Below are 26,873 nucleotides of genomic sequence, written 5' to 3'. Positions count from 1 at the left end.
GAAATACAATAATGACAATAACTGCATTTTTAGTTAACTCCTTTAGTGCAAATAATACAGGCGGCAACCCAGCAGGTGTCGTTTTGAATGCAGATAAACTCACAAACGCAGAAAAACTGACGATTGCAAAAGAAATTGGCTTTTCAGAAACCGCATTTGTTTCGCAAGATCATGAAGTTGATTTTGCTGTGTCATTTTTTACGACAACCGAAGAAGTTGATTTTTGTGGCCACGCAACCCTAGCGGTGTTTGCTACGCTCTTCGAACAAGGGTTATTAAAACCAGGTTATTACACTCAGCGAACAAAAGCGGGCTTGTTAGGCGTAACAATTGCCGCAGATGGGCAAGTTACCATGGAGCAAGCCTTGCCAAAGTACCTTGGCAACTTTGCTTATGACGACCTTGCAGGCTTACTAGGGCTTGATGAAACAACACTGGCAAAAACAGGCTTGCCAATCGATGTAATAACTACAGGATTGCCGGATATTATTGTTGCTGTGCCGAATGGCTACTTAGATAAAATCACTATCGATGAAGTGGCGCTTAGCGAGTTCTGCCTACAGCATAACGTGATAGGTGTGCATGCCTTCGAATTATGTGAAGAGCAAAGTGAGCTTACTGCGAGTTGTCGTAACTTTGCGCCTTTGGTTGGAATACCTGAAGAATCAGCAACCGGTAGTGCCAGTGGTGCGCTTGCATGCTATTTATCAAAACACGTATTTGTACAGCAAGAAAAACATTTCAAGTTTGAACAAGGCCGAGCAATGGGTTGTAGTTCACATATTTCTGCTAGTGTTTATTCGGATGAGCAGGGTGTTTATAAGGTTCTTGTGGGCGGCTATGCCAATCACCTAGGTACTCAACAGGTTGTTATTTAAAAGCATTACACACAAAAAAGCCGCGTTATAAACGCGGCTTTTTTATTAAGCGACTAAATTAATCAGCCGCTAAGGTTTTTGCCATATCAGCACGGGCTCTGCCAGCAGGTTTAATTGAACCTGCACGAAGGCCGCTATCTGGAATAGCTGTACGCTTGTCATGCGCCATAGCCGCTGGTGTTGGCTCTGGCTCACTGTCTGCAACCGGTGCTGGTTTTGCCATCGCCGAGCTTGCTGAACCTTTTACTAAAACTGTTTTTTCATTTTTAGCAGGTTCTACAGCGGCAACAGGCTTTTCAGCTTGCACTGGCTCTTCAGCTTGCACTGGCTTTTCAGCTTGCACTGGCTCTTCAGCTTGCACTGGCTCTTCAGCTTGNNTGGCTCTTCAGCTTGTACTGGCTCTTCAGCTTGTACTGGCTCTTCAGCTTGTACTGGCTCTTCAGCTTGTACTGGCTCTTCAGCTTGTACAGATACTTCTGCTTGAGCTTGTTTTGCCTTTAACTCAGCTTCATATTCAGCGGCTGCTTGATCAGCAACTGGGATGAATGCTGGTGTATCAGACTTGGCATCACTCGATTTTTCATCTTGCTCTGGACGACGACGGCGTTGACCAGCAGCACGTAAATGACGAGGTGAACGACGAGAGCGAGTACGAGGCTGTGCTTGTTCTTCATCAGCAGATACTTCTACAGATTCAGCTTGCTCAGTAACTTCGGCATCAGCATGCACGCTTACAGGTTCAGCTTTTGCTTGTACTTCTGCCGCTGCTTGCTCAGTTTGTTCAGTCTCAAGTTCTACAGTTTCTTTTGCAGGCTTTGCTGGTTTTTCAGCTTTAGGCGCTTGCTCAGCTGTTTCTGCTGTTTGTACTGCATTTGTTTCATCAGCATTTTCGTCTTGTACACGTACTTTCTTGCGTAAGTTACGACGTTGACGACGAACCTTAGGTTTAGTTTCCTTCGGTTGCTCTGATTGAGTTTCTTGAACAGTTTCTTTTGTCGTTTGTTCTACATCATCAGTGCGCTTTTCATTACGCTTTCTGTTGTTAGAATTACGACGACGCTTGTTACGGTTCTCGTTTGTGTCTTTTTGCTCAGGTGCAGAAGTGTTAGTGTTTTCTTCTTTAGCCTGTGCATCTTCAGGACGTTTGTTACGAGAATTACGACGGCGCTGGTTGTTGCTACGACGACGGTTGTCATTGTTGCGACGGTTATTGCTACGTTTTTGCGCTGCTTTTTTCTCTTCTTGTTCTTTCTCTGACTCGTCTTCAGCACCGCCGAATAACGATTTAAAGAACTTACCAATTGCAGCGAATAAACCACCTTCTGATTTCTTAGCAGCAGGAGCCGCTTGCTCAGCTTTTGGTGCAGCTTGAGGGGCTGGTGTGGTCGGCATTACGACACCCTTAAGAACCGGCTCTTCGCGAACTGGTGCAGAAGGTGCTTTAGCCATTTCAAATGCTTCTGGTTCAGGCGCAATAACTTGCTCGTAGCTTACTGTTTCGATTGTTTCGTCTTTACGCAAGCGCAGAACTTCGTAATGCGGAGTTTCCATATGCTGATTAGGAATGATTACTACATCAACATTATGGCGTTTTTCGATACGTTGAACGCTACGACGCTTTTCGTTTAATAGGTAAGCTGCAACAGCAACAGGTACTTGTGCATTAACTTGTGACGTATTGTCTTTAATTGCTTCTTCTTCGATTAAACGAAGGATAGACAGTGCAATTGATTCGTTAGAACGAATTGTACCTTGACCATTACAACGAGGGCATGGGCCTTGGCTTGCTTCACCTAATGATGGGCGTAAGCGTTGGCGTGACATCTCAAGTAGACCAAAGCGCGAAATCTTACCGATTTGAACACGTGCACGGTCTGGGCGCGCAGCGTCTTTTAAACGGTTCTCGACTTCACGTTGATGACGTGGTGGTGTCATATCGATGAAATCGATAACAATAAGACCACCTAAGTCACGTAAACGTAATTGACGGGCAATTTCGTCTGCTGCTTCTAAATTCGTATTAAGTGCTGTTTCTTCGATATCACCGCCTTTAGTGGCTTTAGATGAGTTGATATCGATAGACGTTAACGCTTCAGTTGGGTCAATAACAATTGAACCACCCGATGGCAAGCGAACTTCACGTTGGAAAGCAGACTCAATTTGGCTTTCAATTTGGTAGTGGGTGAATAGTGGTACATCGCCCTGATACAGCTTAACGCGGTTCATGAAGTCTGGACGGAAACGCTCAATGTGTGCTTTCGCTTCTTCAAATACACGTGCTTTATCAATTAAAATTTCACCAATATCGCGACGTAAATAGTCACGAATAGCACGGAAAATAACGTTACTTTCTTGGTGAATTAAGAACGGAGCAGGGCCGCTGTCAGCTGCTTGCTGAATAGCTTGCCAATGCACTAATAGTGCTTTTAAGTCGTACTCTAGCTCTTCAAATGATTTACCAACACCCGCTGTACGAACAATTAAGCCCATGCCTTTAGGTAGTTCTAAACGGCTTAGTGCTTCTTTAAGTTCAGTACGCTCATCACCTTCGATACGGCGAGAAATACCACCGGCACGAGGATTGTTAGGCATAAGTACTAAATAGCTACCTGCAACGCTGATAAAAGTCGTTAACGCAGCGCCTTTTTGGCCACGCTCTTCTTTATCAACTTGCACGATGACTTCTTGGCCTTCTTTGATCACGTCACGAATATTTGGACGACCTTGGAATGTATAGCCTTGTGGGAAGTAGGTGCGAGCTATTTCTTTAAGAGGAAGGAAACCGTGTCTTTCAGCGCCGTAATCAACAAAGGCTGCTTCTAATGACGGTTCGATACGGGTAATTTTACCCTTGTAAATATTTGCTTTTTTTTGTTCGTGACCTGGGCTCTCTATGTCTAAATCATACAGGCGCTGGCCATCAACCAGTGCAACGCGCATTTCTTCTTGCTGCGTCGCATTGATTAGCATACGTTTCATATTGTTACTCTACTAATTCTGTCGCTGACATGACGATATAAACTCGTCTGTTCAGTGGTTTCTGACGGTTATTTTTGTGCAGTCTCACGACTGGTTAAAGTCAAAACCTGAAGTTGTTTCTTACATTGAGCATCACTAAGTGTGGCTGACAATAACATGTTGTCACGTTATTAAATTCATTTGGTGTCAAAACTGCCGCGATGTCTGCGGTTTTAATTTACGAGTTCTGTCCCGAAGTCGACCATGTTCAAATTTTTATTCAATGTCTTGCTACAACAGCTGCTTCTGAATGACGTTGCTACGTCGTCACTATCAGTCAATTTATCTTGTTCAATTGCTTTTTATGTTCATTAATCAACATTCGTGCTCAAATTATTCAGGCAATATATTACGCGCATCGCCGATAATTGAACGCTCGTGTTGGCTGGGTAGTTATAAAAGCTTTGGAAAACTTAGCGCGGATCTGTATGATCGGCAACCCAGAATATGCTTCACGAATGTATTAATGTGATAAAAGCACCGTTGTTACTTGCAAACTTTATGTTCGCGATGGTGATTATCCCACTATTACAACCGCGTTAGCAACTAAATTATTTACTTAAATCAGTGATTAGGCAATGTCAGAAAAAACCGGCTTACAAGTTTCATTTGTTACCATTGGTGAAGACCATCTAGGTCAACGTATTGATAACTTTCTTATTACTCACCTAAAAGGTGTGCCTAAAAGTGCAGTTTATAAAATCCTTCGTAAAGGCGAAGTGCGAGTAAATAAAAAACGCATAAAACCTGTATACAAACTACAACTAAACGATGTGATTCGTATTCCACCAATTAAAGTGGCAGAAAAAGAAGAGTTTGTTCCTAAGCAATTAGATAAAGTGAAACAACTTGAAGAGGCCATTTTATTCGAAGATAAGTATTTGATGGTGATAAATAAGCCCTCAGGTATGGCTGTTCATGGTGGCAGTGGTTTAAGTTATGGCTTAATTGAGGCGCTTCGCGTTCTTCGTCCTGAAGAGCGTAGCTTAGAGCTTGTGCACCGTTTAGACCGCGATACATCGGGTTGTCTGCTCATTTCTAAACGTCGTTCAGTGCTGACTGATTTACATAAGCAGTTACGTGAAAAAACCATGGAGAAAAACTATTGGGCATTAGTCGATGGCCAATGGGATGCTAAAACGAAAAATGTCACCGAAGGACTTCGTAAAAACACCTTAAAATCAGGTGAGCGTGTTGTGAGGGTTGATAACACCGAAGGTAAACCTTCGCACACACGTTTTCGGGTGCTTGAGCGATATGCAGAATGTTCATTAGTGCAAGCATCTCCGGTAACAGGGCGTACACACCAAATTCGCGTACATACACAATGTAAAGGCCATCCAATTGCGTGTGATGATAAATACGGTGTTGCGGAGTTTGATCAATACGTAAACAAGCTGACAGGTTTAAATCGTTTGTTTTTACATGCTCACGATCTACGTTTTATGCACCCTAAAAACGAAACGACTATGCATGTTGAAGCGCCATTAGATAATGCACTTCAAAACTGTATCAAAAAGCTACGTGCTGATAATGAACAAGTTTAAGCTAGTTATTTTTGATTGGGATGGCACAGTGATGGACTCTGTGCCAAAAATTGTTACCTGCCTGCGAAATACTGCGCGAGACATAGGTATTCCTGTTCCAACAGAGCAACAAGCGAAAGATGTGATAGGTTTGTCGTTAGCAAAAGCGACTGAAGTACTTTTTCCGGCGCATTTACATTTAAATGATGAACTCGTTGCAGGTTACAAAGCACAGTACCGTGAGTTAGATGTTACACCTACACCTTTATTTAAAGATGTAGAATCCGTTTTAAAGAAGTTAAGTGATGCAGGCATGCAATTGGCAGTGGCTACCGGTAAAGGGCGTGAAGGTATCGATAGACTTCTTAATGAGTCAGGCCTTGGGAAGTACTTTTTGAATGTAAAATGTTCAGATGATGCTGAGTCGAAGCCATCTCCAGATATGCTCGAGCAAATTTTACGTGAGCAGGGCATCGCTCAATGCGATGCTGTGATGATTGGTGACAGCCAACTCGATATGGCTATGGCTAATGCTGCAGGAATTGCCTGTATTGGTGTGAGTTTTGGAGCCCATAGTACGGCGCAGCTGCAACAGCATACGCCGTTATGTGTTGTTGATTCGTACCAACATCTATTACAAGTTTTAACTACGCCCCTTGCAGCGTCAACACATCAACACCAAACTCAGCCAGTACTTTAGTTAATGTGATCAGTGGCAGGCCAATCAATGTATTTGGGTCATCGCCACTGAGCTTTTCGAATAAACATATCCCGAGTCCTTCACTTTTAAAGCTGCCTGCACAATTGTAGGGCTGCTCAGCATCGCAATAAGCATTGATCTGCTCAAGGGTAAGTGTTTTAAATGTCACATCAAATGGCACCAAGGTGGTAATCGCTTTATCGCTTTGAATATCAAAGACGCTTAAACCCGTTAAAAAGGTGACCGTGTGGCCACTAAACGAAGATAACTGAGCCACGGCGTTCTCTTTAGTGTGTGGTTTTCCTAATATTGTGTTGTTGAAAACCGCAACCTGATCTGAACCTATTACTAAACCTTCATGAAAGTGCTTAGTAGCTACACGCGCTTTTTGTTCGCTTAATCGCGTTACTAATTGCTCAGGTGTTTCATCAACAAGGGGAGATTCATCAATATCTGGAGAGAAACTTTGAAACGGTAGGTTGAACTTAGTTAATAATTGCTGTCTAAATGGCGAGCTTGACGCTAATATAAGTGTTGGTTTCATAAAAAATTCTGGATGAAAATTGTATTTTGCCAAGGATAAGCCACAATGAATCCGAAAACAAAGCAGAAGATCGTTAAAAACCTACTAAAAATGGTTTTTTACTTTGACTAACTTACTAACTATCTATATGATGCAGCCCCTATGCAAAAGGTGAAAATTCCCATCACTCTTCATCCCAGCAAAGCAGCACAACATCGTTTATCTTATGACGGTATTGTTCCGCTTGAAAAACTTTCTCGTTTAGAGCAAGTTGTGCAGGAGGAAGTAGGTGAAATAGCGGTAAAGATTCATTGCAAAATTGATGAGCAAGGTTTGGTAGTGATAAGTGGTAACTTATCAACACATGTAACTGTTACTTGTCAACGCTGTAATGGTGATTTAGGGTTGGATTTGGATCAAGACTTTGTGTATTCGCCAGTCGGTTTGGATGCAGAGTCAGATCATCTTCCTGCAGGTTACGATGAAGTAGAACTGGACGAAAACGGTGAAATCAACGTATTTGAGTTAATCGAAGACGAATTGATTTTAGCTATTCCAATAGTGCCTACACACAACGAAGCCTCGTGCAGTTATTCATCAGAGCCTAGCAGCTTTGGTAAATTAGCAGCAAAAGATGACAAACCAAATCCATTTGATATTTTGAAACAACTTAAGAAAGATTCTTAGGAGAAGACTAATGGCTGTACAAAAAAGCAAAAAGTCTCGTGCAAGACGCGGCATGCGCCGTTCACACGATGCGATCAGTGGTCCAACTTTAACTGTAGATCAAGTTTCTGGTGAGACTCACCGTCGTCACCACGTAACTGCTGACGGTTACTACAAAGGCGTTAAAGTAATTTCTAACTAAGAGATTGCTATATGCTGACCAATCTAACCATAGCGTTAGATATGATGGGGGGCGATTACGGCCCCCGTTCATCTATCCCCGCTGCCGTGAAAGCGGTCAATGCTAATACCAACTTAAGACTCATCTTATGTGGTAATCAGCAAGTTATCCTGAAAGAACTCGAAGCACTCGATTCTGTTTCTCATCCCCGTTTAATAATTCGCCATTGTAGCGAAGTTGTCACTAACGCGTGTGAGCCTGCTTCTGCTGTTCGTTCTAAAAAAGATTCATCAATGCGAGTTGCCCTCGATTTAGTTAAATCGGGTGAAGCGCAAGCGTGTGTAAGCTCAGGTAATACCGGCGCGTTATTTTTTATGGCGCATTATGTATTAAAGATGCTTCCAGGCGTAAAACGTCCTGCACTTATTTCTGCTGTTCCAACCGAACGTAAAAACCCTGTCTATTTATTAGATTTAGGCGCCAATGTGCACTGTGATGCACAAACTCTTTATCAATTTGGCATTATGGGGTCTGTGGTAGCAGGGCAGGCACTTGGGTGCGATAACCCAAAAGTAAGTTTATTAAATATTGGCTCTGAAGACATCAAAGGGCATGAAGGAATCAAACAAGCTGCACAGTTAATGCAGCAGTGTAAATATCTCAACTACACAGGTTATAGTGAAGGTAGTGATATTTTCAGTGGTAAAGCCGATGTTATAGTGTGCGAAGGATTTGTAGGTAATGTGGCATTGAAAACCTGTGAAGGTATTGCCAAACTCATCATGCATAAACTCACCAAAGCCTTACACAAACATTTCTTATACAAAAGTTTAGCGTTTTTATTACGCCCAGTGATAAAAAAACTCTACAAGCGGGTGAACCCCGACCAGTATAACGGCGCAAGTCTGGTAGGATTGCGCGGTATTGTTGTTAAAAGCCATGGTAATGCCTCTGCGAAGGCGTTTCATGCTGCTATTGATGAAGCCGCGCGGGAAGTCGAACGCCAACTCCCTGAAAAAATCGCTGCGATTTTTGAGCAAACACATCCAACAACAAAGTAGTGCAGCATATCTAAAACTTGTTATGCTGCCTGCTACAGAAAATTTTTTTGTTTAATTATAAGAGCAAAGTATGGCACATAAAATTGCACTCGTATTTCCAGGTCAAGGCTCACAAGCTGTGGGCATGTTATCTGAACTATTAGCTGATTCACAGATTGCTAAAGCAACATTCGCTGAAGCATCTGAAGCTCTTGGCTATGATCTCGCTGCGCTTGTACTAAATGGTCCAGAAGAAGAATTAAATCAAACCCATCGTACACAACCAGCACTTCTTACTGCTAGTGTTGCTATTTACCGTCAATGGTTAGACGCAAACCCTGATGCCGATGTTGTTATGGCTGGTCACAGTTTAGGCGAGTATTCAGCATTAGTTTGTGCTGGCGTTGTAAGCTTAAGCGAAGCAGTTAAACTTGTTGAAAATCGTGGTTTATATATGCAAGAAGCAGTACCTGCGGGTGTTGGTTCTATGGCCGCAATCATCGGCTTAGGTGACGACGAAATTAAAGCAGCCTGTGACGCATCAGCAAATGGTGAAGTTGTTTCACCAGTAAACTACAACTCACCAGGCCAAGTTGTTATTGCTGGCCACAAAGCGGCAGTTGAGCGTGCATCAGAAGCATGTAAAGAAGCTGGTGCTAAACGTGCATTACCACTTGCGGTTAGCGTTCCTTCTCACTGTGAACTAATGAAACCAGCTGCTGAAAAATTAGCTGCTGATTTAGCAACTTTAACATTTAATACACCTAAGTGTGATGTAATCAACAACGTTGATGTAAAAGCTGAGCAATCAAGCGAAGCAATTAAAGATGCATTAGTACGCCAACTTTACAGCCCAGTACGCTGGACTGAAACAGTACAAGCATTGGTTGCACAAGGTATTACACAAAGCTACGAGTTTGGCCCAGGTAAAGTTTTAACGGGTCTTGCTAAACGAATTGATAAAGCAATGGTATGCGCTGCGGTTAGTACGCAAGCTACGATTGATGAAGCGAAATAAGTAGGAATAGAATGACAAATTTATTTTCTCTTGAGGGCAAGGTTGTCCTAATCACTGGTGCAAGCCGTGGTATTGGTAAAGCGATTGCAAACACGCTAGTTGCACAAGGTGCAAAAGTAGCGGGTACTGCAACAAGTGAATCTGGTGCTGCTAAAATCAGTGAATATTTAGGTGATAACGGTAAAGGTTATGCTCTTAACGTAACCGATCCTGAGTCGATTGAGGCGACACTTGCTGCGATCAAGGCTGATTTAGGCGATATCGACGTATTAGTTAACAATGCGGGTATCACTCGCGATAACCTATTAATGCGTATGAAAGACGGTGAGTGGGATGACATCATCGACACTAACTTAAGTTCAATTTTCCGTTTATCTAAGGCTGTATTACGCCCTATGATGAAAAAGAAAAATGGCCGTATCATTAATATTGGTTCTGTAGTGGGCACTATGGGTAATGCGGGTCAAGCTAACTATGCTGCTGCGAAAGCGGGTGTAATTGGTTTTACTAAGTCATTAGCTCGCGAAGTTGCTTCACGTGGCATCACAGTGAACGTTGTTGCACCGGGTTTTATTCAAACCGATATGACCGATGAGCTGACTGATGAGCAAAAAGCGGCTACGCTTGCAAATGTACCAGCAGGACGTTTAGGTCAACCTGAAGAAATCGCTGCTGCAGTATGTTATTTAGCATCTGACGCTGCTGCGTATGTATCAGGTGAAACATTGCACGTAAATGGCGCGATGTACATGGTTTAATGAAAGTTGGCAAAAATTTGCTAACGAAAGATTATCGAAAATTGTTGAAATTTTTGTGATCTTGCTTTAAACATACTTGAATTCGCTATGAAAATAAGCGATAAATGAACAAATACTATTCGAGAGGTTTGACCAGATAAGTAATTATCAGCAAATCCTTGAATCACAGAATTATGCGGCGTAAACTACGCCGCAATCTGAAAATAACGCATTGGCGTTTTTAATAAAGGAAAGAAGAATGAGCGACATCCAAGAACGCGTAAAGAAAATTATCATTGAGCAACTAGGTGTTAAAGAAGAAGAAGTAAAACATGAAGCTTCTTTCGTTGACGACTTAGGTGCTGATTCACTTGACACTGTAGAACTAGTAATGGCTCTTGAAGAAGAGTTCGACACTGAGATCCCAGACGAAGAAGCTGAAAAGATCACTACAGTTCAAGCTGCAATCGATTACGTTACAGCTCACGCTGAGTAATTTTACGCATTTTGATTTTAAGGGCAGCATCAAGCTGCCCTTAGTCTATCTATAGAATGATACTAATAAATTTGGTATACACCCCACCTAAAATAATTTCCTTATTGGAGGCAACCCGTGGCTAAACGTCGAGTCGTCGTAACTGGCTTAGGAATGTTGACACCGCTAGGTAATGATGTTGAATCTACTTGGCAAGGTTTGTTAAACGGTAAAAGTGGTATTCAAACTATCACGCATTTCGATACCTCAAGTTTCGGCACCAAATTCGCAGGTTTGCTGAATGACTTTGATGCATCAGCTTACATGTCACCGAAAGATGCAAAGAAAATGGATTTGTTTATCCAATATGGCATTGCAGCGGGTGTACAAGCACTACAAGATTCTGGTCTAGAGATCACTGAAGAAAACGCCACTCGTGTTGGTGTAGCAGTGGGGTCTGGTATTGGTGGTTTAACGTTAATCGAAGAAAACCACATTAAACTATTAAATAGCGGCCCGCGTAAGCTTTCTCCGTTCTACGTGCCTTCACCATTATCAATATGATATCTGGTCATTTATCGATTATGCACGGTTTACGTGGTCCAAATATTTCAATCGTTACAGCCTGTACGACAGGTCTGCATAACATTGGTCATGCTGCGCGTATGATTGCATACGGCGATGCAGATGCAATGGTAGCTGGTGGCGCTGAAAAAGCATCGACACCAATTGGTATGGGTGGCTTTAATGCGGCACGTGCATTATCAACTCGTAACGACGATCCACAAGCAGCATCACGCCCTTGGGATAAAGACCGTGACGGTTTTGTTCTTGCTGATGGTGCAGGTGTTATCGTACTTGAAGAGTATGAGCATGCTAAAGCACGTGGTGCGAAAATCTACGCTGAACTTGTTGGTTTTGGTATGAGTGGTGATGCATATCACATGACGTCTCCACCTGAAGACGGTGCTGGCGCAGCACTGGCGATGGAAAATGCCTTAAACGATGCACAAGTTAATGCAGACCAAGTTGGCTACATTAATGCTCACGGTACATCGACTAATGCAGGCGATAAAGCCGAAACATCCGCTGTTAAAACTATTTTTGGTGATGCAGCGAAAGATGTGATGGTAAGTTCATCTAAATCAATGATGGGTCACTTGTTAGGTGCAGCAGGCTCGGTAGAGTCGATTATTACTATCTTGTCACTTGTTGACCAGAAAGTAAGCCCTACAATCAACCTTGATAACCCAGATGAAGGCTGTGATTTAGACTATGTACCGCACACTGCACGTGACGCTAAATTGGATTACGCACTATGTAATTCATTTGGTTTTGGTGGTACTAATGGCTCGTTGCTATTTAAAAAGGTATAATTCTTTTTAACAACGGACTAAAAAGAAGAGCCCAGTTGTTTAACTGGGCTTTTTTGTATGAGTAAATTAAAACAAACAATAACAATAACCACACCAGACACCACAATAAGCACGCAAGATCGTGGCTTAAATTATGGTGACGGCTTTTTTACTACTGCCTCTGTGGTGAATTCTGTCGTTGAGCACTGGGATTTACACAAAGCGCGTTTAGAAGAATGCGCGCAAAGACTCTATTTCCCTGAATTAGATTTAACCGCAATTGAGCGTGAAGTTAACCACGCAATCAGTGATACACAAACCGGTATTTTAAAAATACTTATCACCCGTGGTGCAGGTGGGCGTGGTTATGGCTTACCAGATACACCAAGTATCCAAGTGCTGATCAGTCTAATGCCTGCAGTTTCACACTATAAAAGTTGGCAGCAGCAGGGTGTAAACCTTGCAATCAGCGACGTGAAACTTGCACATCAACCTTTACTCGCTGGCTTAAAAACCTTGAACCGGTTAGAGCAAGTACTTATTAAAAAGCAAATGAATAGCCTTGAATGTGATGACGTTGTTGTACTTGATTATGATAACAATGTGATCGAGTGCTCTGCTGCAAATTTATTTGCCATTCAAAACGGTAATATTGTTTCTCCCAAGTTAGACCGCTGCGGTATCACTGGGGTTTATCTCAGCGCTTTATGTGATAAGTTAGCCATTGAATTTAAAGCAATCCAATTAGATGAGCTTTTAGCTATGGATGCCGTATTTATGTGTAACAGTTTAATGGGCGTGGTTCCCGTTGCACGAATTGCTGATACACATTTTGATATTGAATGCAGTAAAGCGCTATTAACGGCGCAGTTTGCCAAGGAGAGTGTGTGATAAAAGTCATTGTTAGCGTGCTGTTATTAGCATTGCTATGTTGTGGAATTGGCTATCAACAACTTCAAGCAGCATTAAAAATGCCATTAAAAGTTGAAAACAGTACTTTATTCAAAGTAGAACGTGGCACCGGCTTTAATCAGCTTTGTCAAGCATGGCAAGCAAAGCAGTGGCTCGATAGCTGCTTTAAATTTCAGATACTCGCTAAATTAGACCCTACGCTTACCGATTTAAAAGCGGGTCTTTATGAACTTGATACGAGCGCTGTGATTGATAATATTCGCCGTATCAATCAAGGTGCACAAGTAAGCTTTAGCTTTACAATTATTGAAGGTCAGCCACTGCGTGACGTTGTTGCTAATATCCAAAAACAAGCACATTTAACACAAGACTTACAGACAGAAAATTTAGCGACGCAGATAAGTAGCACACAAGAAAATTTAGAAGGCTGGTTGTTCCCTGACACCTATCACTACCATAGTGAAGATACAGCCAGCGGCGTATTAAAACGCGCATACAACAAAATGCAGCAGGAATTAGACGCTGCATGGCAAACTAGAGCACCCGATTTAGTATTAAGTTCACCGTATGAAGCGTTAATATTGGCATCAATTATTGAAAAAGAAACGGGCCTTGCTTCTGAGCGACCATTAATTTCTGCAGTATTTACCAATCGTTTAAAAACCAATATGCGATTACAAACCGATCCAACGGTTATTTATGGCATTGGTGCTGATTTTGATGGTGATATAAAACGAAAAGATTTAACAACCTATACACCGTATAACACGTATAAGATAAAAGGCTTGCCGCCAACACCCATTGCCATGCCTTCTAAAGCAGCGATTTTGGCCGCGGTTAATCCACCTGAATCTGAGTATGTGTATTTTGTTGCGAAAGGGGATGGCAGCCATCAATTTTCGAAAACATTACAAGAACATAATCGTGCGGTAAAGCAGTACCAATTAAACTAACAACCAGAATTGAGTCATATGACAGCGAAATTTATAGTGATTGAAGGCCTAGAAGGGGCCGGAAAATCAACGGCCATTGCCGTATGCCAAGCTTATTTAGAAAATAAACAAGTCGATTTTATTAATGTACGTGAGCCAGGTGGCACAGCCATGGCTGAAGAGCTGCGTAATATCGTTAAACAGGCTCACCAAGAAACAGTGACGGGTGAAACTGAGCTATTAATTATGTATGCAGCACGCTCACAATTGGTTGCTAATGTTATTAATCCCGCACTTGAAAAGGGTACCTGGGTTTTAGGTGATCGTCATGATCTTTCATCTCAAGCATATCAAGGTGGTGGTCGTGGTATTGAACAGACTAAACTCTCTTTTTTAGCTGATATGGTGCTAAATGGTTTAAAACCTGATTTAACCATTTATTTAGACATTGACCCAGCTGTGGGCCTTGCCCGTGCAAAAGGACGTGGTGAACTTGATCGTATCGAACAAGAAGCATTAGGCTTTTTTGAGCGCACTCGCGCACGTTACCTCGAGATAGCTAAAACTGATAGCAGTATCAAAACAGTGGATGCAAACCAAACTATGCCTGAAGTACATGCGGCAATAACAACTGTGCTTGATAACTTTTTTGCAGGTTTAAATTAATATGCCTTTGCCGTGGCTTGAAGGGCTTTATCAGCAACTTGCGCAAAGTTTTGCACAGCAACGCTTTCATCATGCACAGCTATTTAATGGTGACAAAGGTGTTGGCAAGCAACGTTTAGTCGATTCGCTCGCTGATGGGCTACTTTGTGCGTCACCTGTAAACTTAAAAGCCTGTGGCAATTGTAAAAGCTGCCAACTAAATCAAGCGGCTACTCACCCAGATAAACGCGTTGTAAAGGTAGAAGGCCAAACAATAGGCGTGGATGAAATTCGTGAGATCAGTGATTTTATAAATCATTCAGCGGCGCAAAACGGTAACAAAGTGGTGGTACTTGAACAGTGTCATAAAATGACCACAGCGGCAGCAAATGCATTATTAAAAACACTCGAAGAACCAAGTTTACGCCGTTATCTATTGTTAACGTGTGAGCAAACCGCACTATTACCAGCAACAATATTAAGTCGCTGCGCCGTACACGAAATAAAAGTTAACCCAGAATATACAACACAATGGTTAGCATCATTAAACATTGCTAATTATTCATGGTTGGATTTATTTGCTAGACAGCCACTGCTAGTTGAGCAGTGGCAAAATGACAATCAACTTGAAGCTGTCGATTCCCTTTATAAATTTGCAACTGAGATAAAAGACAGCCATAATTTCAGTGCGTTAGTCGACATATTAAATAAAGATCACAGCTTGGTTAATGTATTTGCTTTGTTTTTAACGGAGCATCTTAAGGCGCAATTGGTTTTAGGAATGGACTTTTTCAATTATCAGAAAGCACAATCTGCAATTTCAGAGTTTCTTTATAACAGTTCACATGTGCTTGGTTTAAATTTGGAACTTGCCATTTCACAATTAGCGTTTACTTTACGTGAAAGCCAAAATTAGGATAAATCGTGCAAGAATTATTAGTAGATATTGAAGACTTAGAAGAATTATATCGCTGTTATATGCCTTATTTAAAAAATGGTGGGTTATTTGTTCGCACTAATATGCGCTTTGAGATGGGGCATTCATTGGCTCTAAAAGTTACCTTACCCGATGCGTTAGAAGATGATGTAGTAACAGGTAAAGTTGCTTGGATCACACCACAAGGTGCACAAAGCTCAAATCCACCAGGAGTGGGTGTTAATTTTATCGATGATAAAACCAATTTAAATGTGAAAATCGAAAAACTACTCGGTACTATGTTAAACTCAGGCAATCCGACCTATACCATGTAAAAAAGTAGTACCATGATTGTAGATTCTCATTGTCATTTAGACAGGCTTGATTTCGATAAACTCGACCTTAATTTAGACCAAGTACTTGAAAACGCTCGCGCTAAGAAAGTTGAACACTTTTTATGTGTGAGTGTAACCTTAGATCAATTCCCATCTATGCTGGATAAAATTAAACACTATCCAGATGTTTCTGCATCATGCGGTGTGCACCCACTTGATCAAAAAGACGCACTCGATAAGCAAAAGCTTATTTCACTTGCAAGCCACGACAAAGTGGTTGCGATTGGTGAAACAGGTCTCGATTACTATTACTCAAAAGACACCCATATTGTTCAGCAAGAAAGTTTCGTGGGTCATATCGAGGTTGCAAATGAGCTTAAAAAACCGCTAATTATTCATACTCGAGACGCTAGAGAAGACACCATCAACTTAATGCGTGCTCACAATGCTGAAAATTGTGGTGGTGTATTGCATTGCTTTACAGAAAACTGGGATATGGCCAAAAAAGCCATTGATATGGGCTTTTATATTTCGATTTCGGGCATTGTTACGTTTAAAAATGCCGTAGAGTTAAAAGACGTTGTTAAGCAAATTCCGCTAGATCGCTTATTGATCGAAACAGATTCACCGTATTTAGCACCTGTGCCATATCGTGGTAAAACAAATCAACCAGCCTATGTTGAAGATGTCGCTTACTACATCGCTGAGTTAAAAGGGCTTACTTTTAACGAGTTAGCTGAAGCAACAACTAACAACTTTTATTCGTTGTTCAATCAAGCTAAAAGGGCGTAATAGTGCACGGCGTATCGAATTTACCTCAGTTAATAATGGGGCCAATGGTACGCCGAGCAGATGCAGGGCGAGTGTGCTTTCAATTTGTCACAACTGTGCCTTGCCACTACCGAATTGAGTTTAGCGGTGTTGAGACTTTCTCTAACTTAGAGTCAATCCAATTAGGGCAACAGCTTTACTTAAATTTCATCAATGTCATGCCTGTCAGTGGCCAGTTTGCAGTTGACTCACTGATCTATTATTCGTTACATGATGAAGATAAAAGCCTTGATTTGTCGTCTTTTTGCTATGAACGTGCAGAATCTCCAGCATTTGTGATCCCAAATCGACTCGATAGAATTCTGCATGGCTCGTGTCGTAACCCTCATCACCCCGCAAAAGACAGCCTTGTTGCTGCAGACAATTGGCAAAATGATCAGCGCCAATCTCTTAATGCAGGCGCTGACTTATTATTGTTGTCTGGCGATCAAATATATGCGGATGATGTCGCAGGACCTATGTTGCTCGCGATTGAAAAAGTGATTAGTCTATTTGGTGTGTTTCAAGAGCCAGCGCTTGATTTAGATTTACCAGAAGAGTTTGAGCAGCAACTTTATCAGCGCCATTTACACTTACCCAAAGTGCCTTGGCAGAAACGAAGCAAATTTGGTGTTGGTTATTGGCTTAAAAAAGATGAGCCGCACTTCTCAAGCTTAAAAGCTGAAAACCATTTAATTCATTTTCAAGAATTTATAGCGCTTTATTTATTAAACTTCAGCGCGGTTACTTGGCAGCTAATTGATTTTGAATTAATTGAATGCCCAGCATTAGCCCCTAAATACGCTAACCTATTTAAACTTGAAAAAGATGCACTGCTTGGTTTTGCAAAGGGTCTTCAAAGCGTTGAAAGGTTATTCGCCAATGTGTCGACATTAATGATGTTCGACGATCATGATGTCACCGATGACTGGAACTTAACCGCAGGCTGGGAGCAAGCTATTTATCAGCACCCAGCTAGCCGTCGTATTGTAAATAATGGTTTAATTAGTTATTGGTTAATGCAGGGGATTGGTAATGATGCAGGTGATAACTCGCTGTCTTTATTAGCCAGTTTTAAACAAAGCCTGCAACAACAGAACTGGCATTTTAAAGACTTTGATAAACTAATACTCAATTTTAACCATTGGCATTACGAGCTTAATACCATTCCCAAAGTTGTGGTACTTGATACCCGAACCCATCGCTGGCGGAATGAACAAAACTTCAATGAACCATCAGGCTTACTTGATTGGGAAAGGCTCACTGAATTAGAAGAAAGCTTATTGTCTCACGATAAAGTGATTATCGTATCTCCAGCACCGGTGTTTGGTGTTAAATCAATTGAAGCTATCCAAGCAATTTTTAACTTGTGTGGGCAACCCTTGTTGGTTGATGTGGAAAACTGGATGGCACATGAAGGTTCTGCTAAAAAACTGCTAGATACTTTTCGCCGTGAAGATACGCCAAAAGAAACCTTGATCCTCTCTGGTGATGTTCATTATTCATTTTGTTTTTCAGTGCAAAAGCGCTTTGGTAAACATAAAAACCGAATTTGGCAGTTGACTGCCAGTGGTATTAAAAATGAGTTCCCACGCAAACTTATTAATGTACTCGATAAGCTCGACTCAATTTTATATGCCCCGAAAAGCCCACTTAACTTTTTCACTAAGCGTTGGCAAATGGAAGTTGATAAACACCAAACCATAGGCGAAGGACAAAAGTATTTAGTCAGTAATGCGGCTATCAGCTTAATTGAGCTCAATGACGGTTTACTCGCTAAATATGAACTTATTCACGCTGATAACCAAATAACTGAATTCGATTTAAACGATAATTAATCGAATGCTTTACGATTCGCCTCAACGTAGTCAGCAACATTACTTACCGTATCTAACCAAAAGCCATTTTTAGGATCTTGTAGATAAACAACGAGCTGTTCGAGTACATCGCTGCCGGTGGTGTACTGATCTCGCTTACCAATATCGTGGCCAGCTAGAATGATCCAACTATTGTTGGTTCGGTGTTGCTCTATGGTTTTTTTAATCTCTTCGAAAGTCAGCCCATCAATAGGTAAACTGGTTAACTGCGAAAAATCTGTAAAATTAGGATTATTCGCCGTTTCGTCTAGCCAAGTTCGACCGGTTTTAAAGTGTTTAGCTATTAACGGCACATAACTTTTTGTATTAGCACCACGTCCAACAAAGGTGTTACCGCAAGGGTAGGCAAAAGCGGTTGGTGTCACATTGAGTGTGGCTTTTATATAGTCTTGCCCCTTTAGGATATCTTGCTCCATTTCTTTTAGAGTAAATTGTTCAAGCGAAACCCCAAGTTCACGTAGCCATTCAAAGTTGCCTGTACATAAATGGCTTGCTGTATGATTAGCAATTTCGTGACCTGTTTTTACTGCCATTTGCCACTTTTCAACACGTTCTTTTACATTAAAAGGGGATACATAAAATGTCGCTTTTACTTGGTACTTGTTTAAAAGCGCTAAACCGGTATCAACTTGGCTATGTCTTGCGTCATCAAAGCTGATGCTTACGGCATTTTTAGCCTTATTAGGGTAGTCAAAACCTAGGTAATCACTGCTTTTTGCCAGAGTTTGGCTACTAAGTAAAAGTGGTAGTACGACGCACATGGGTTTAAGCATAATCAATCCTTTATCATTGTTTTTACAATGAAATCAAAAAGGCTGATGCTTTGCTATGCGACTTTTGAATAAAAAACGCCCAGAACGAATCCGCATTGTTCTGGGCTTAGGGGGTTGGCTCGTGTGAGCCTGCGCTAACTATAAAAAAACACCTTCTAAATTCAGTAGGGAGAAGTAGAAAGTACTTTTAAGTGTAGTTAATCAGCAGGAAATTGCACGGTAAATGTACAAATTTTATACTAGTTTAAAATCAGTCTGTTACAGCTTTTTACCTAAAGTCGTTGTTTTTTTATACAGCTCTTATGCGCAACTTATACCCAAGTTATCAACTGGGCATTTTGGACTAAATCACGTGGTAATGAGTTCTTAATTTTATTCTTTTGCCACTTACCAAGTCCTACCGGACAGCCACATAACATTAACACTACTTCACCATTATCTTGTGTTGGTTTTTCGAGTCGAATATCTTTACCGTTAAAGTAATCGTTTGCTTGGCAAGCCGACATCTCAAAGGTATTTTTATCACAATCTTGGCCAAAGACAGTGGCAAACTCGTGAGTTAAGCGAACACCGCCTTTGTGGATCACACCAAGTTGAATACCTAAACGTGAGTATTTAATTTTATCTTGCAGTTCATCAAAGCCATCAGGAAACAACCAAAGCTCTTTATCACGTTGCATTAAGGTGCCTTGAAGTGATTTTAGACCGAACTGTTTTTTAATTGTTTGCATAAACGCTTGGCTTTGCTTTTTATCAAATTCAGCAAACGGAAATGCGCCTTTTTTAACTTTTTGATTTGGGTTATCGCTTGATGTTACTTTCTTAAATTTAGCGATGAAGAAACCTTCACTGTCGTAAGTTTGCGGCCAAACATGCAAATAACCTTCGCTGGTTGTCGCTTTGTCTGCGCCATCAAACAGGCTGTCGAGCGATTGTACCTCGATGCAATCAGGAAACTCTGCTAATAGATACTCACACACTTGTTGGTTCTCAAGCGGTGTTAAAGTACAGGTCGAATAAACTAATGTGCCTCCGGGTTTTAGGGCATAAAAGGCACTTTTGATGAGTGCTTTTTGCACAGCAGCAATATCAATATTAGATTCGATTGACCAATTCTTTAGGGCGTCTGCATCTTTACGAACCGTGCCTTCACCTGAACACGGGGCATCTAGCAAAATACTGTCGAAGCACTCATACATGTAATCCCCAAAGATCACTCCGTCAAAATGTGATAATGCACAATTACCTACGCCCATACGTTTAAGGGTTGCTGCTAATACTTTTAGGCGTGACGATGACAACTCATTGGCCACTAACACGCCACTATTATCCATCATGGCGGCGATTTGTGATGTTTTTGAACCTGGTGCCGATGCCATATCAAGTACCGCATCGCTTTGCTGAACTTCGGCTCTCAGTGCTACCGGCGGTAACATTGAGCTGGCTTCTTGCACATACATAGCACCACTTAAGTGTAAATCTGTATTTCCGATGGCAAGGGCCGCTTCTTCGTCGCTAGGACGTGTTAGCCAGAATCCTTCTTCACACCATGGAATTGCTGTTAATTCCCATCCTTTTTTGGCGCATTGACGCTCAAATTCAGCGACTGACATTTTTAAAGTATTTACGCGAACAGATCGTCTCAATGGGCGACGACAGGCTGCAATAAAGTCGTCTAATGATAAATGTTCAGGAAGGTAGCTTTTTACATCATCAATAAATGAGTCAGGAATATATGTATTAGCGTCCACTAAATGGCTCTCACATCACGTAATAATAGCTGGATCATACCATTTATAGCGCTATCGGGGGATATTTTTAGCTTTTTAAGAGCGAGATTGAAGTGTCGACATATTACCAATATAAATGTTCTTTATAGCCATTATTTTTGATAAATATCATTTTATGTCGACATTTTACTGGTTTTTTAGTCTATTTTTCCTATCTCAAGGTTGACACATGCAATGATAGGGCGCATAGTGAACTCACAAATTGTCGACAATCTTAATTTAGTACTTTGATAGACCTATTTATGACAGAGCAAAAAGCCAACGATAACTACAACGATATCACGATAACAACTGCATCAGACCAAGTGTTTGTCGACATGCGTCGTGAAATTGTACAAGGCACCATTGAGCAGGGCAGCAAAATTTCTGAGCCAGAACTTGCTAAACGCTATGGTGTAAGCCGTGCCACCTTGCGTGAGGCGCTAAATCGTTTAGAGAGCTGTTATTTGGTCGAGCGTAAAGCGAATGTCGGTTGTCGTGTTGTTGCGCTAACCGCCGAGCGTTTAATCGAAGTCTATCAGGTTCGTAGTGCCCTAGAAGGGCTGGCTTGTCGGTTAGCTGCCGACAACATGGAACCTGAAGAAGTGCAGGGTTTAAAGCAGTTATTGAACCAGCACTTACAAACACAGCGTGTAAAAGAAGGTGAATCATACTACCAAGAAGCGGGCGACCTTGATTTTCATTATCGCATTATTAAAGGGTCGAAAAACGCACACTTAATTCATCTTTTATGTAATGAGTTGTACCAGTTAATTCGTATGTACCGTGTACAAATGGGCATGGTTGGCCCGCGTGTATCAAAAGCGTTTGATGAACACTTGGCTATTATTAATGCCATTGAAAACCATGACGGTGAATTAGCCGAAATGCTTATGAAGCGCCATATTAGTGCGTCTCAGGCAAATATTCAGACGAAGTTTGACTTACTCGCAGCAAAAAATCAGTAGCGCCGTAGTTAAACAGTCACAATTTAGATTTAAAAAATAGAGTCAGCCAAAGAGCTGAAACCGTTCAAAGATAGGAGTTATCCAATGTCAGCAGGATTAAAGTTCAAACAGGCAATCGCCAACAACAAGCCATTACAAGTGGTTGGCACCGTCAACGCGTACTGCGCAATGATGGCAGAGAAAACCGGTCACCAAGCACTTTACCTCTCAGGTGCGGGTGTTGCTAACGCATCATACGGCATGCCAGATTTAGGTATGACTAGTCTAGATAACGTACTTGAAGATATTCGTCGAATCACCAGCGCTACCGACTTACCGCTTCTTGTTGATGCTGACACAGGGTGGGGCGGTGCATTTAATATTGCTCGTACGGTTAAAGAAATGACCAAAGCAGGTGCTGCGGGTTTCCATATTGAAGACCAAGTAGCACAAAAACGTTGTGGTCACCGTCCGAATAAAGAAATCGTGTCTAAAGATGAAATGGTTGACCGTATTAAAGCAGCGGTTGATGCTAAAACAGACAGTGATTTTTACATTATGGCGCGTACTGATGCATTCCAAAAAGAAGGCTTAAATGCAGCTATTGACCGCGCAGCAGCGTGTGTTGAAGCTGGCGCAGACGCTATCTTTGCAGAAGCGGTACATGATTTAGCAGATTACCAAGCGTTTGCTAAAGCGTTAAATGTGCCGATTCTTGCGAACATCACCGAATTTGGCCAAACACCGCTTTATACAACTGAGCAATTAAGCGAAGTAGGTGTTGAAATTGTACTTTATCCACTTAGTGCATTTAGAGCGATGAACAAAGCAGCACTTAATGTGTATTCGTCTATTCTTAGCGAAGGCTCGCAGCAAAGCCAAGTAGACAATATGCAAACCCGTGCGGAATTATATGAGTTTTTAGATTATCACTCATATGAAAACACACTCGATAACCTTTTCTCAGCTAAAAAATCATAACGACAACATATAAGGAGAACACTCATGGTAGATAAAGCATTAGGCGGCGCAGGTTTACGTGGTCAAGTAGCAGGTGAAACAGCACTGTGTACAGTAGGTAAATCAGGTTCAGGTTTAACTTATTGTGGTTATGATATTAGTGAATTAGCAGATAAAGCACAGTTTGAAGAAGTGTCTTTTTTACTGTCGCGCGGTGAATTACCAACAGAGTCTGAGCTGACTGAATATAAAGCAAAGCTAAAATCACTACGTGGTTTACCAGATGCACTTAAAACAGTGCTTGAGAACATTCCTAAAGACGCGCATCCAATGGATGTAATGCGTACGGGTTGTTCTATGCTAGGTAACCTAGAAATGGAGCAAGACTTCTCAGAAGCGAATGATGCGATTGACCGCATGGTTGCTGTATTCCCAAGTATTATTTGTTACTGGTATCGCTTTAGCCATGACGGCGTTCGCATCGACACTGAAACAGATGATGATTCGGTTGGTGCACACTTCTTACGTTTATTACATGACGAAGCACCATCAGCACTGTTTGAGCAAGTAATGAACGTGTCTTTAATTCTTTATGCTGAGCATGAGTTTAATGCATCAACATTCACTGCGCGTGTGTGTGCATCAACATTGTCTGATATTCACTCTTGTGTAACGGGTGCGATTGGTAGTTTACGTGGTCCATTACATGGTGGTGCGAACGAAGCGGCTATGGATATGATTGAAGGCTTCACAAGTGCAGACCAAGCTGAAGATGCGCTGATGGGCATGCTTGAACGTAAAGACAAGATCATGGGCTTTGGTCATGCCATTTACCGTGAATCAGATCCACGTAACGTGATCATCAAAAAGTGGTCAGAAAAACTGGCAGCAGAAGTGGGTGATGATGTGCTTTATCCAGTGTCTGTTCGCTGTGAAGAAGTTATGTGGCGTGAAAAGAAATTATTCTGTAATGCTGATTTCTTCCATGCATCTGCGTATCACTTCATGGGGATTCCAACTAAGTTATTCACGCCAATTTTCGTGATGAGCCGTGTAACAGGTTGGACAGCACACGTGAAAGAGCAACGTGCTAATAACCGTATTATTCGCCCAAGTGCAGATTATACGGGTCCAGAAGCGCGTAGCTATACGCCAATTTCTGAGCGTTAATCGTTAATTAAATCAGTGATAGGGGTAGCTTAGCTGCCCCTTTATGAAGGGGCGAAATAAATACAAAAACAATCAGCCCACCTTTGTTCACCGTCACCAAGTACAAGTAGAATCATCATGAAAACAAATTTTAGAAAACCATTAGCAAGCACCGGCGTCGATTACTTTGATACGCGCGCTGCTGTTGATGCAATTAAACCGGGCAGCTATGCCACACTTCCTTACACATCGCGAGTACTTGCCGAAAACTTAGTTCGTCGCTGTGAACCTGAAATGCTAAATGATGCACTGTCGCAATTGATTGACCGTAAGCGTGATTTAGATTTTCCATGGTTTCCTGCTCGTGTTGTGTGTCACGACATCTTAGGTCAAACAGCGCTAGTTGATTTAGCAGGCCTGCGTGATGCTATTGCTGCAAAAGGCGGCGATCCTGCAAAAGTGAACCCTGTGGTACCAACACAGTTAATTGTTGACCATTCATTAGCGGTTGAACACGCAGGTTTTGAACCTGACGCATTTGAAAAAAACCGTGCTATTGAAGACCGTCGTAACGATGACCGATTCCACTTTATTAATTGGACGAAAACAGCATTTAAAAATATTGATGTGATCCCGCCGGGTAACGGCATTATGCATCAGATTAATTTAGAGAAAATGTCACCTGTGATCCAAAAACGTGATGGCGTGGCATTCCCAGATACATTAGTTGGTACAGATAGCCACACACCTATGGTCGATGCGCTAGGTGTTATTGCAGTCGGTGTAGGTGGTCTTGAAGCTGAAAGTGTGATGCTTGGCCGTGCATCTTACATGCGTTTACCAGATATTGTGGGTGTCGAGCTCAAAGGCAAGCCACAACCGGGTATTACTGCAACCGATATCGTACTAGCGATCACCGAATTTTTACGTAATGAAAGAGTTGTGTCGACCTACCTTGAATTTTATGGTGAAGGTGCCGATGCACTTACCTTAGGCGATAGAGCAACTATCTCTAATATGACGCCAGAGTTTGGCGCAACAGCTGCGATGTTCTACATCGATGACAATACACTTGATTACCTACGTTTAACTGGCCGTGAAGAAGAGCAAGTTCAACTCGTCGAAACTTACGCAAAAGAGACTGGGCTTTGGAGTGACAGTCTTAAAACGGCTGAGTATGAGCGTGTGTTAACCTTTGATCTATCGTCAGTAGGTCGCAATATTGCGGGCCCTTCAAATCCACATCGGCGTGTTGCAACAAGCGAACTTGATAAAGCAGGTATCACTGGCGTCGTTGAGAATGAAGAAGGCTTAATGCCAGATGGTGCCTGTATCATTGCTGCAATCACAAGTTGTACGAATACTAGTAATCCACGCAATGTTATTGCCGCAGGTTTACTTGCGCGTAATGCTAACGCTAAAGGGTTAACTCGTAAGCCATGGGTTAAAACATCACTGGCACCGGGTTCTAAAGCGGTTAAGTCTTACTTAGAAGAAGCCAATTTATTACCTGAACTTGAACAACTTGGCTTTGGTATCGTTGCCTTTGCGTGTACAACTTGTAACGGCATGAGTGGTGCGCTTGATCCTAAAATTCAGCAAGAAGTGATTGACCGCGACCTATACGCAACCGCTGTACTTTCGGGTAACCGTAACTTCGATGGTCGTATTCATCCTTATGCAAAACAAGCATTCTTAGCTTCACCGCCACTGGTTGTTGCTTATGCTATCGCTGGTACTATTCGTTTTGATATCGAAAAAGATGTATTAGGGCATGATCAACAAGGCAACGAAATTCGCCTTATGGATTTATGGCCAACAGATGAAGAAATTGATGCAGTGATCAAACAAAGTGTTAAACCTGAACAATTTAAAAAGGTTTACGAGCCAATGTTTGATTTAAGTGTAGATTACGGTGAAGACAACGACCCGCTTTACCAATGGCGTCCACAAAGTACTTATATTCGTCGTCCTCCTTATTGGGAAGGCGCATTAGCAGGTGAGCGTACATTAAGCGGAATGCGAGCACTAGCCGTATTGGGTGACAACATCACTACTGACCACTTATCACCTTCGAATGCGATTTTAGCGTCAAGTGCTGCTGGTGAGTACCTCGCTAAAATGGGTCTACCGGAAGAAGATTTTAACTCGTATGCTACTCACCGAGGCGACCATTTAACAGCACAGCGTGCAACATTTGCTAATCCTAAGTTACTGAATGAAATGGTTAAAGAAAATGGTGAAGTGAAGCAAGGTTCATATGCTCGCATTGAACCAGAAGGCAAAGTGACGCGTATGTGGGAAGCTATCGAAACCTACATGGAGCGCAAACAACCGCTTATCATTGTGGCAGGTGCAGATTATGGCCAAGGCTCATCACGTGACTGGGCTGCTAAGGGGGTACGCCTTGCTGGTGTTGAAGTGATTGCAGCTGAAGGTTTTGAGCGTATTCACCGCACTAACCTAATTGGTATGGGCGTATTACCGCTTGAATTTAAAGCGGGCACCACGCGAACTACATTAGGTATTGATGGCAGTGAGACCTTTAGTGTCAAAGGTGAGCCAACACCAGGCGCGACACTGACATTAGTTATTACCCGTGCCAATGGTGAAACTGTTGAAGTACCAATGACGTGTCGTTTAGATACCGCTGAAGAAGTGTCAATTTATTCAGCGGGTGGTGTGCTGCAACGTTTCGCGCAAGATTTCTTAGAATCTGAGGAGCACTAAG

The 26,873-nt window shown here is 42.0% G+C and carries 25 protein-coding genes and 1 pseudogene; 21 read left to right on the top strand and 5 right to left on the bottom strand.

Translation table 11 applies throughout. The annotated features are described in order from the left end of the window. Positions 1-11 precede the first annotated feature (11 nt). A complete protein-coding gene (locus C2M25_RS08695) occupies positions 12-878 on the top strand; it encodes a PhzF family phenazine biosynthesis protein (RefSeq protein WP_105180907.1) in 867 nt (288 codons plus the stop codon). Positions 879-936: 58 nt separating this feature from the next. Here C2M25_RS08695 and C2M25_RS22305 read toward each other — a convergent pair whose 3' ends face one another. Then, positions 937-1,221, bottom strand: coding sequence for a hypothetical protein (locus C2M25_RS22305; RefSeq protein WP_442792969.1), 285 nt, complete (start codon positions 1,219-1,221; stop codon positions 937-939). Then, positions 1,155-3,857, bottom strand: a complete 2,703-nt coding sequence (gene rne / locus C2M25_RS08690; protein WP_442792968.1) for a ribonuclease E — start codon at positions 3,855-3,857, stop codon at positions 1,155-1,157. Before rne ends, C2M25_RS22305 begins: the two co-directional genes overlap by 67 nt. A 617-nt stretch (positions 3,858-4,474) precedes the next feature. Here rne and rluC point away from each other — a divergent pair. Further along, positions 4,475-5,443 (top strand): 23S rRNA pseudouridine(955/2504/2580) synthase RluC, encoded by a 969-nt coding sequence (rluC, locus tag C2M25_RS08685; protein WP_063704905.1) that lies wholly within the window; start codon positions 4,475-4,477, stop codon positions 5,441-5,443. Next, complete coding sequence (locus tag C2M25_RS08680; protein ID WP_105180906.1) at positions 5,430-6,122, top strand: HAD family hydrolase; 693 nt, start codon at positions 5,430-5,432, stop codon at positions 6,120-6,122. Before rluC ends, C2M25_RS08680 begins: the two co-directional genes overlap by 14 nt. Here C2M25_RS08680 and C2M25_RS08675 read toward each other — a convergent pair. Continuing rightward, a complete protein-coding gene (locus C2M25_RS08675) occupies positions 6,070-6,666 on the bottom strand; it encodes a Maf family protein (RefSeq protein WP_105180905.1) in 597 nt (198 codons plus the stop codon). The two genes, C2M25_RS08680 and C2M25_RS08675, sit on opposite strands and share 53 nt — an antisense overlap. 141 nt (positions 6,667-6,807) lie before the next feature. Here C2M25_RS08675 and yceD point away from each other — a divergent pair, with 141 nt between their 5' ends. The 14 genes and pseudogenes from yceD (at position 6,808) to C2M25_RS08605 (ending at position 18,505) form a co-directional block, all read left to right on the top strand. Next, on the top strand, positions 6,808-7,332 hold the full coding sequence (gene yceD / locus C2M25_RS08670; protein WP_063704913.1) for a 23S rRNA accumulation protein YceD: 525 nt from the start codon (positions 6,808-6,810) through the stop codon (positions 7,330-7,332). A 10-nt stretch (positions 7,333-7,342) separates the two neighbouring features. Next, the gene (gene rpmF, locus C2M25_RS08665; RefSeq protein ID WP_036967969.1) at positions 7,343-7,513 is read left to right on the top strand and encodes a 50S ribosomal protein L32; all 171 of its coding nucleotides are present in this window, start codon (positions 7,343-7,345) and stop codon (positions 7,511-7,513) included. 11 nt (positions 7,514-7,524) lie between these two features. Continuing rightward, a complete protein-coding gene (gene plsX / locus C2M25_RS08660) occupies positions 7,525-8,553 on the top strand; it encodes a phosphate acyltransferase PlsX (RefSeq protein ID WP_063704915.1) in 1,029 nt (342 codons plus the stop codon). Between the two features lie 70 nt (positions 8,554-8,623). Continuing rightward, positions 8,624-9,550, top strand: coding sequence for an ACP S-malonyltransferase (gene fabD, locus C2M25_RS08655; protein ID WP_063704917.1), 927 nt, complete (start codon positions 8,624-8,626; stop codon positions 9,548-9,550). Positions 9,551-9,561: 11 nt separating this feature from the next. Then, positions 9,562-10,308 (top strand): 3-oxoacyl-ACP reductase FabG, encoded by a 747-nt coding sequence (gene fabG / locus C2M25_RS08650; protein ID WP_063704919.1) that lies wholly within the window; start codon positions 9,562-9,564, stop codon positions 10,306-10,308. A gap of 238 nt (positions 10,309-10,546) precedes the next feature. Further along, positions 10,547-10,783, top strand: coding sequence for an acyl carrier protein (gene acpP, locus C2M25_RS08645; RefSeq protein ID WP_016707440.1), 237 nt, complete (start codon positions 10,547-10,549; stop codon positions 10,781-10,783). A gap of 117 nt (positions 10,784-10,900) precedes the next feature. Beyond that, positions 10,901-12,138, top strand: a pseudogene (fabF, locus tag C2M25_RS08640) (beta-ketoacyl-ACP synthase II). A gap of 57 nt (positions 12,139-12,195) precedes the next feature. Beyond that, on the top strand, positions 12,196-13,008 hold the full coding sequence (gene pabC / locus C2M25_RS08635) for an aminodeoxychorismate lyase (RefSeq protein WP_105180904.1): 813 nt from the start codon (positions 12,196-12,198) through the stop codon (positions 13,006-13,008). Further along, on the top strand, positions 13,005-13,982 hold the full coding sequence (gene mltG, locus C2M25_RS08630; RefSeq protein ID WP_105180903.1) for an endolytic transglycosylase MltG: 978 nt from the start codon (positions 13,005-13,007) through the stop codon (positions 13,980-13,982). The genes pabC and mltG overlap by 4 nt, the downstream gene beginning before the upstream one ends. Before the next feature lie 18 nt (positions 13,983-14,000). Next, a complete protein-coding gene (tmk, locus tag C2M25_RS08625; RefSeq protein ID WP_054561369.1) occupies positions 14,001-14,627 on the top strand; it encodes a dTMP kinase in 627 nt (208 codons plus the stop codon). A 1-nt stretch (position 14,628) separates the two neighbouring features. Next, positions 14,629-15,522 carry a DNA polymerase III subunit gene (locus C2M25_RS08620; protein WP_105180902.1) on the top strand — a complete coding sequence of 298 codons (894 nt, stop codon included), beginning with the start codon at positions 14,629-14,631 and terminating at the stop codon, positions 15,520-15,522. 8 nt (positions 15,523-15,530) lie between these two features. Continuing rightward, complete coding sequence (locus C2M25_RS08615; RefSeq protein ID WP_063704928.1) at positions 15,531-15,857, top strand: PilZ domain-containing protein; 327 nt, start codon at positions 15,531-15,533, stop codon at positions 15,855-15,857. A gap of 12 nt (positions 15,858-15,869) precedes the next feature. Then, entirely contained in the window at positions 15,870-16,649 is a 780-nt protein-coding gene (locus C2M25_RS08610; protein ID WP_063704930.1) for a TatD family hydrolase, read from the top strand. A gap of 35 nt (positions 16,650-16,684) precedes the next feature. After that, complete coding sequence (locus C2M25_RS08605; RefSeq protein ID WP_105180969.1) at positions 16,685-18,505, top strand: alkaline phosphatase D family protein; 1,821 nt, start codon at positions 16,685-16,687, stop codon at positions 18,503-18,505. On the opposite strand, the gene C2M25_RS08600 is transcribed toward C2M25_RS08605, so the two are convergent. Both C2M25_RS08600 and rsmF read right to left on the bottom strand, forming a co-directional pair. Beyond that, positions 18,502-19,317 (bottom strand): polysaccharide deacetylase family protein, encoded by an 816-nt coding sequence (locus tag C2M25_RS08600; protein ID WP_063704932.1) that lies wholly within the window; start codon positions 19,315-19,317, stop codon positions 18,502-18,504. The genes C2M25_RS08605 and C2M25_RS08600 overlap by 4 nt on opposite strands. A gap of 311 nt (positions 19,318-19,628) precedes the next feature. Further along, entirely contained in the window at positions 19,629-21,068 is a 1,440-nt protein-coding gene (gene rsmF / locus C2M25_RS08595; protein WP_105180901.1) for a 16S rRNA (cytosine(1407)-C(5))-methyltransferase RsmF, read from the bottom strand. 281 nt (positions 21,069-21,349) lie between these two features. Here rsmF and C2M25_RS08590 point away from each other — a divergent pair, with 281 nt between their 5' ends. The 4 genes from C2M25_RS08590 (at position 21,350) to acnD (ending at position 26,872) form a co-directional block, all read left to right on the top strand. Next, complete coding sequence (locus C2M25_RS08590; protein ID WP_054554723.1) at positions 21,350-22,054, top strand: GntR family transcriptional regulator; 705 nt, start codon at positions 21,350-21,352, stop codon at positions 22,052-22,054. Positions 22,055-22,138: 84 nt separating this feature from the next. Next, entirely contained in the window at positions 22,139-23,014 is an 876-nt protein-coding gene (prpB, locus tag C2M25_RS08585; RefSeq protein ID WP_054554724.1) for a methylisocitrate lyase, read from the top strand. A 24-nt stretch (positions 23,015-23,038) separates the two neighbouring features. Further along, positions 23,039-24,163 carry a bifunctional 2-methylcitrate synthase/citrate synthase gene (gene prpC / locus C2M25_RS08580; protein WP_063704938.1) on the top strand — a complete coding sequence of 375 codons (1,125 nt, stop codon included), beginning with the start codon at positions 23,039-23,041 and terminating at the stop codon, positions 24,161-24,163. Positions 24,164-24,280: 117 nt separating this feature from the next. Further along, the gene (gene acnD, locus C2M25_RS08575) at positions 24,281-26,872 is read left to right on the top strand and encodes a Fe/S-dependent 2-methylisocitrate dehydratase AcnD (protein WP_105180900.1); all 2,592 of its coding nucleotides are present in this window, start codon (positions 24,281-24,283) and stop codon (positions 26,870-26,872) included. Position 26,873 lies beyond the last annotated feature (1 nt).

The sequence above is a fragment of the Pseudoalteromonas sp. T1lg21 genome, from assembly GCF_002964625.1.
Lineage (GTDB): Bacteria > Pseudomonadota > Gammaproteobacteria > Enterobacterales > Alteromonadaceae > Pseudoalteromonas > Pseudoalteromonas gelatinilytica.
This window is presented reverse-complemented; position numbering and strand designations above follow the sequence as displayed.

Excerpts from the sequence above, each read along its gene's own strand:
- C2M25_RS08695 (WP_105180907.1), top strand. The coding sequence starts at position 12 with ATGACAATAACTGCATTTTTAGTTAACTCCTTTAGTGCAAATAATACA.
- rluC (WP_063704905.1), top strand. The coding sequence starts at position 4,475 with ATGTCAGAAAAAACCGGCTTACAAGTTTCATTTGTTACCATTGGTGAA.
- C2M25_RS08680 (WP_105180906.1), top strand. The coding sequence starts at position 5,430 with ATGAACAAGTTTAAGCTAGTTATTTTTGATTGGGATGGCACAGTGATG.
- C2M25_RS08675 (WP_105180905.1), bottom strand. The coding sequence starts at position 6,666 with ATGAAACCAACACTTATATTAGCGTCAAGCTCGCCATTTAGACAGCAA.
- yceD (WP_063704913.1), top strand. The coding sequence starts at position 6,808 with ATGCAAAAGGTGAAAATTCCCATCACTCTTCATCCCAGCAAAGCAGCA.
- rpmF (WP_036967969.1), top strand. The coding sequence starts at position 7,343 with ATGGCTGTACAAAAAAGCAAAAAGTCTCGTGCAAGACGCGGCATGCGC.
- plsX (WP_063704915.1), top strand. The coding sequence starts at position 7,525 with ATGCTGACCAATCTAACCATAGCGTTAGATATGATGGGGGGCGATTAC.
- fabD (WP_063704917.1), top strand. The coding sequence starts at position 8,624 with ATGGCACATAAAATTGCACTCGTATTTCCAGGTCAAGGCTCACAAGCT.
- fabG (WP_063704919.1), top strand. The coding sequence starts at position 9,562 with ATGACAAATTTATTTTCTCTTGAGGGCAAGGTTGTCCTAATCACTGGT.
- acpP (WP_016707440.1), top strand. The coding sequence starts at position 10,547 with ATGAGCGACATCCAAGAACGCGTAAAGAAAATTATCATTGAGCAACTA.
- pabC (WP_105180904.1), top strand. The coding sequence starts at position 12,196 with ATGAGTAAATTAAAACAAACAATAACAATAACCACACCAGACACCACA.
- tmk (WP_054561369.1), top strand. The coding sequence starts at position 14,001 with ATGACAGCGAAATTTATAGTGATTGAAGGCCTAGAAGGGGCCGGAAAA.
- C2M25_RS08620 (WP_105180902.1), top strand. The coding sequence starts at position 14,629 with ATGCCTTTGCCGTGGCTTGAAGGGCTTTATCAGCAACTTGCGCAAAGT.
- C2M25_RS08610 (WP_063704930.1), top strand. The coding sequence starts at position 15,870 with ATGATTGTAGATTCTCATTGTCATTTAGACAGGCTTGATTTCGATAAA.
- C2M25_RS08605 (WP_105180969.1), top strand. The coding sequence starts at position 16,685 with ATGGGGCCAATGGTACGCCGAGCAGATGCAGGGCGAGTGTGCTTTCAA.
- C2M25_RS08600 (WP_063704932.1), bottom strand. The coding sequence starts at position 19,317 with ATGCTTAAACCCATGTGCGTCGTACTACCACTTTTACTTAGTAGCCAA.
- C2M25_RS08590 (WP_054554723.1), top strand. The coding sequence starts at position 21,350 with ATGACAGAGCAAAAAGCCAACGATAACTACAACGATATCACGATAACA.
- prpB (WP_054554724.1), top strand. The coding sequence starts at position 22,139 with ATGTCAGCAGGATTAAAGTTCAAACAGGCAATCGCCAACAACAAGCCA.
- prpC (WP_063704938.1), top strand. The coding sequence starts at position 23,039 with ATGGTAGATAAAGCATTAGGCGGCGCAGGTTTACGTGGTCAAGTAGCA.
- acnD (WP_105180900.1), top strand. The coding sequence starts at position 24,281 with ATGAAAACAAATTTTAGAAAACCATTAGCAAGCACCGGCGTCGATTAC.